Source organism: Dermacoccus sp. UBA1591 (genome assembly GCF_002322065.1).
Lineage (GTDB): Bacteria > Actinomycetota > Actinomycetes > Actinomycetales > Dermatophilaceae > Dermacoccus > Dermacoccus nishinomiyaensis.
Genome location: NZ_DCNR01000051.1, coordinates 3826 through 8053 on the forward strand (window position 1 = coordinate 3826; position 4228 = coordinate 8053).

Here is a 4228-nt window from a genome sequence, read left to right on the forward strand (position 1 = left end):
CGAGGGCGAGCGCGCCGAGGCCGAAACCACCCAGGACGAGGGCAGGTTCGTTGTCGCCAGGCTCGTCGACCGTCGGCGTCGTCGGCCCCTTGACGGTGCTCGGGGAGGCCGTGGCGGTCTGCACGGTCAACTCCTGAGCTCCCTCGGACGCCCCGGCGGTGCTGCTCGAGCTCACACCCGGGCTGCGCGTGATGGCGGCGGCGGGTGAGGACGACCCCGCGGCGACGGCGAGCACGCAGGCACCACCGACGACGAGGGCGCGAGCGGATGCGGGCAGATGGCGCGACGTCATGCCCCCATTCTGACGCCCGCGCGACGGGGGCGCCACGTTCCGCGTCGTCGTTTCGCATCATCGCGCCCGGTATCGTCGCCGGACATGACGACGTCTCGGTTCACCACCCTCGCAGGCCCGGCCATCGCCGAGATCGAGGTGAAGCACTCGCGGTTCCTGTGTGAACTGACGCCGGTGGGGGCGGGTGACGACGAAGCGTCGGAGGTGGCCGCACGGGCCGTCGTCGAGGCCGCTCGTAAGCAGCACTGGGACGCGCGCCATCACTGCAGCGCGTTCGTGCTCGGCCCCCAGCGTCAGGTGCGGCGCAGCAACGACGACGGCGAGCCGTCGGGCACGGCGGGCGCGCCGATGCTGGAGGCGCTCGTCGCCTCGGGTCTGAGCGACGTCGTCGCCGTCGTGACGCGCTGGTTCGGCGGCACGCTGCTCGGCGCCGGAGGGCTCGTGCGGGCCTACGGCGACGTCGTGCGCGCCGCGCTGGCCGAGGCCCGCGTCGTCACGTACGAGCGTCGCCTCGTCATGGCGGCCGACGTCGGCATCGCCGACGTCGGCCGCGTCGAGAACGCCCTGCGAGCCGCCGGGCGACACGTCGAGGGCGTCGACTACGCCCAGGCTGCGGCCTCAGGAACGGCGCGCCTGGTGCTCGCCGTCACGCAGGCCGATCGCGCAGCGCTCGAGAGCGAGCTCGCGAGCCTGACGGGCGGTTCGGCCGACCTCCACGAGTGTGGGCAGCGCTGGGTCGCACTCGCCGACCAGCCTGGGTGAGGCGTCAGCCGGCCGGACCTTCGCGCGTCTTCGGGGCGCACCGGCCGCCACCCATCAGCGACACCACACCTGCCCCGGTACTTCTGCCGCGCCACGGCGCGTCTCCCGCGCCCTGAGACGGGGTTGGCGCGTGGGCGTGCGAACCCCCAGAGTGGCTCCATGAGTGAACCGAAGACCTTGACCCCCGACGAAACATACGCACTCGACCGGGCCCACGTCTTCCATTCGTGGTCGGCGCAGGCCGCGCTGAAGCCGATGGTCGTGACGAAGACGTCCGGCTCCCGCCTGTGGGACGGCGACGGCAACGAGTACCTCGACTTCACCGGCCAGCTCGTCTACACGAACGTCGGCCACCAGCACCCGCGCGTCGTCGAGGCGATCAAGACGCAGGCCGAGACGCTGTGCACGATCGGGCCGAGCAACGCCAACGACCAGCGTTCGCAGCTGGCGAAGATGATCAGCGACCTGCTGCCCGACACGCTCAACAAGGTGTTCTTCACCAACGGTGGTACCGAGGCGAACGAGCACGCCGTCCGCATGGCGCGCGAGGTGACGGGCCGTCGCAAGCTGCTCGCCGCCTACCGCAGCTACCACGGCGCGACGGCGCAGTCGATCCACCTCACCGGTGAGGCGCGCCGCTTCGCCAACGACAAGGGTGCGAGCGAGGTCGTCCACTTCTACGGTCCGTTCCTCTACCGCAGCGAGTTCTGGGCGACGAGCGAGGACGAGGAGTGCGAGCGTGCGCTGACGCACCTCGAGCACACCATCACCTCCGAGGGCGCCGACGCGTTCGCCGCTCTCATCCTCGAGCCCGTCATCGGTTCGGCCGGCATCATCCCGCCGCCGCCGGGCTACCTCGAGGGCGTCCGCGAGATCTGCACGAAGTACGGCATCATCTTCATCGCCGACGAGGTCATGGCCGGCTTCGGCCGCACCGGTGCCTGGTTCGCGCACCAGCACGCGAATGTCGTGCCCGACCTCATCACGTTCGCCAAGGGCGTCAACTCGGGGTACGTGCCGCTCGGCGGTGTCGTGCTGAGCGACGAGATCGCTCACCACTTCGACGAGCGCGCCTACCCCGGCGGCCTCACCTACTCCGGCCACCCGCTCGCGTGCGCGGCGGGCGTCGCGACGATCGCCGCGATGCAGGACGAGGGCATCGTCGAGAACGCCGCCCGCATCGGTTCCGACGTGCTCGGCCCCGGCCTGCAGGCGCTCGCCGAGAAGCACGACGCGGTCGGCCAGGCGCGTGGCGTCGGGGTGTTCTGGGCGCTCGAACTCGTCGAGGACGCCGCGCGCACGCCCGACGTCGAGCGCGCCGCCGCCGTCGCGGCCGCGTGCAAGAAGACCGGCCTGCTCGTCATCGCCGCCGCGAACCGGCTGCACGTCGTGCCGCCGTGCAACGTCAGCGACGACGACGTCCGTGCGGCCCTGACGATCCTCGACGAGGCGCTCTCCGCGAGCTGACGACGACGCGCCGTCGGTGGGTGGTCGGCCGTTGCGACGCTGCCGAACGAGGCAGCGTCGCACCCGGTGCAACGTCGGGGGTGCCGCGGCGTGGAACGCGCCTCGAACCGGGAGGCATATCGAACCGGGAGGCATGCAGAACACGAGAAAGCCCCCGAGACGAATCTCGGGGGCTTTCTCGGTGGAGCGTGGCCAGAGACGGGGTCGAACCGCCGACCTAGCGATTTTCAGTCGCTCGCTCTACCAACTGAGCTATCTGGCCCTTGGGAAAGGGATGGCGACCCCGACGGGACTCGAACCCGCGACCTCCGCCGTGACAAGGCGGCGCGCTAACCAACTGCGCTACGGGGCCTCGTGAAAGGCCGATCTGTGCGTGGTATCCCCAACGGGATTCGAACCCGTGCCGCTGCCGTGAAAGGGCAGTGTCCTAGGCCGCTAGACGATGGGGACTACACAAATCATTCCCGCGAGCCGCTCACCTTCCGGTGTTTGCCCCGCTGGAACTTGCGTAACTTTAGTACACGTTCGCCGGGCAACGCAAAACGCCCGGAATGGCGGGGATTCCGGCGGCATGGCGTGCGGTGCGCTGCCCGGCCCGGGCGGCGTCGAGGCGCTTCTCAGGCGATCTCCTTGCGCGCGAACGTACGCACCCGCTCGACGTCCCACGTCGTGATGACGCGCTCGAGCGGCACGCCGAGCTCCTCGATGCGCGCGGCGCCGTACTGGAGGAAGTCGAGCTGGCCGGGCGCGTGCGCGTCGGAGTCGAGGGAGAAGTAGCAGCCGGCGTCGATCGCCTCGCGGATGAGATCGTCGGGCGGGTCGCAGCGTTCGGGGCGCGCGTTGATCTCGACGGCGACGCGGTGCTCGGCGCATGCAGCGAACACGGCCTTGGAATCGAACGTCGACGGTGGGCGGACGCCGCGTTCGCCGTCGACGAGGCGGCCGGTGCAGTGCCCGAGGATCGTCGTGTGGGGGTTCTCGATGGCGCCGAGCATGCGTTTCGTCATGGCAGCCGGGCCCGAACGCAGCTTGGAGTGAACCGACGCGACCCGCACGTCGAGGCGGTCGAGCATGTCGGCGCGCTGGTCGAGGGAGCCGTCCTCCTTGATGTCTACCTCGATACCCTTGAGCAGGACGAACGGGGTGCCCGTCGCCCCGAGGGCCGAGTTCATCGCGTCGATGACGCCGAGCTGCTTCGTCAGCCGCTCGGCACTCAGCCCGTTGGCGACGCGCAGCGAGGGGGAGTGGTCGGTCTGCACGATGTACTCGCGCCCGAGGGAGATCGCTGCCATGACCATCTCGTCGATCGGTGAGCCGCCGTCGCTCCAGTCCGAGTGGGTGTGGCAGTCGCCCTTGACGGCGGCCATGACGCGCTGCGCGCCCTCGACGAGGTGCTCGGGGCTCGATTCCTCCAGCTGGTCGAGGTAGCTCGGGACGCGGCCGTCGAGTGCCTCGGTGATGACGGCGAGCGTCGTCTTGCCGATGCCGGAGACGTCCGCGAGGGAGCCGTCGGCGGCCTTCGCGCGCAACGTCTCCTCGTCGAGCGCGGCAATCGCGCGCGAGGCGCCACGGAACGCCTTGACGCGGTATGTACCCGCACGGCGACGTTCGAGCAGGAAGGCGATGCGGTCGAGCGCTTCGCGAGGCGTGGGAGCACCGGTCATGTGGTCACTGTACGAACATCGCCCGGACTTGCCCAGGGCCTCC

Annotated in this window: 3 protein-coding genes, 3 tRNA genes and 1 pseudogene; 2 read left to right on the forward strand and 5 right to left on the reverse strand. The window is 70.4% G+C overall.

Annotated elements, in window-relative coordinates; all coding sequences use genetic code 11:
- A pseudogene (locus tag B2284_RS05480) lies at window positions 1-292 on the reverse strand (hypothetical protein); the annotation flags it as partial.
- An 84-nt stretch (window positions 293-376) separates the two neighbouring features.
- On the opposite strand from B2284_RS05480, the gene B2284_RS05485 reads away from it, so the two are divergent.
- Together B2284_RS05485 and B2284_RS05490 are read left to right on the forward strand one after the other, a co-directional pair.
- Window positions 377-1054 (forward strand): IMPACT family protein, encoded by a 678-nt coding sequence (locus B2284_RS05485; RefSeq protein ID WP_074045680.1) that lies wholly within the window; start codon window positions 377-379, stop codon window positions 1052-1054.
- Window positions 1055-1213: 159 nt separating this feature from the next.
- Entirely contained in the window at window positions 1214-2521 is a 1308-nt protein-coding gene (locus tag B2284_RS05490) for an aspartate aminotransferase family protein (RefSeq protein WP_074045679.1), read from the forward strand.
- Between the two features lie 189 nt (window positions 2522-2710).
- Here the strand turns inward: B2284_RS05490 and B2284_RS05495 are convergent.
- The 4 genes from B2284_RS05495 to B2284_RS05510 all read right to left on the reverse strand — a co-directional run bounded on the left by B2284_RS05495 (window position 2711) and on the right by B2284_RS05510 (window position 4185).
- Window positions 2711-2783 (reverse strand) — tRNA-Phe (locus B2284_RS05495).
- 13 nt (window positions 2784-2796) lie between these two features.
- Window positions 2797-2873, reverse strand: a tRNA-Asp gene (locus B2284_RS05500).
- 22 nt (window positions 2874-2895) lie between these two features.
- A tRNA-Glu gene (locus B2284_RS05505) sits at window positions 2896-2971 on the reverse strand.
- A gap of 167 nt (window positions 2972-3138) precedes the next feature.
- Window positions 3139-4185 (reverse strand): PHP domain-containing protein, encoded by a 1047-nt coding sequence (locus B2284_RS05510; RefSeq protein WP_062258224.1) that lies wholly within the window; start codon window positions 4183-4185, stop codon window positions 3139-3141.
- Window positions 4186-4228: the final 43 nt, after the last annotated feature.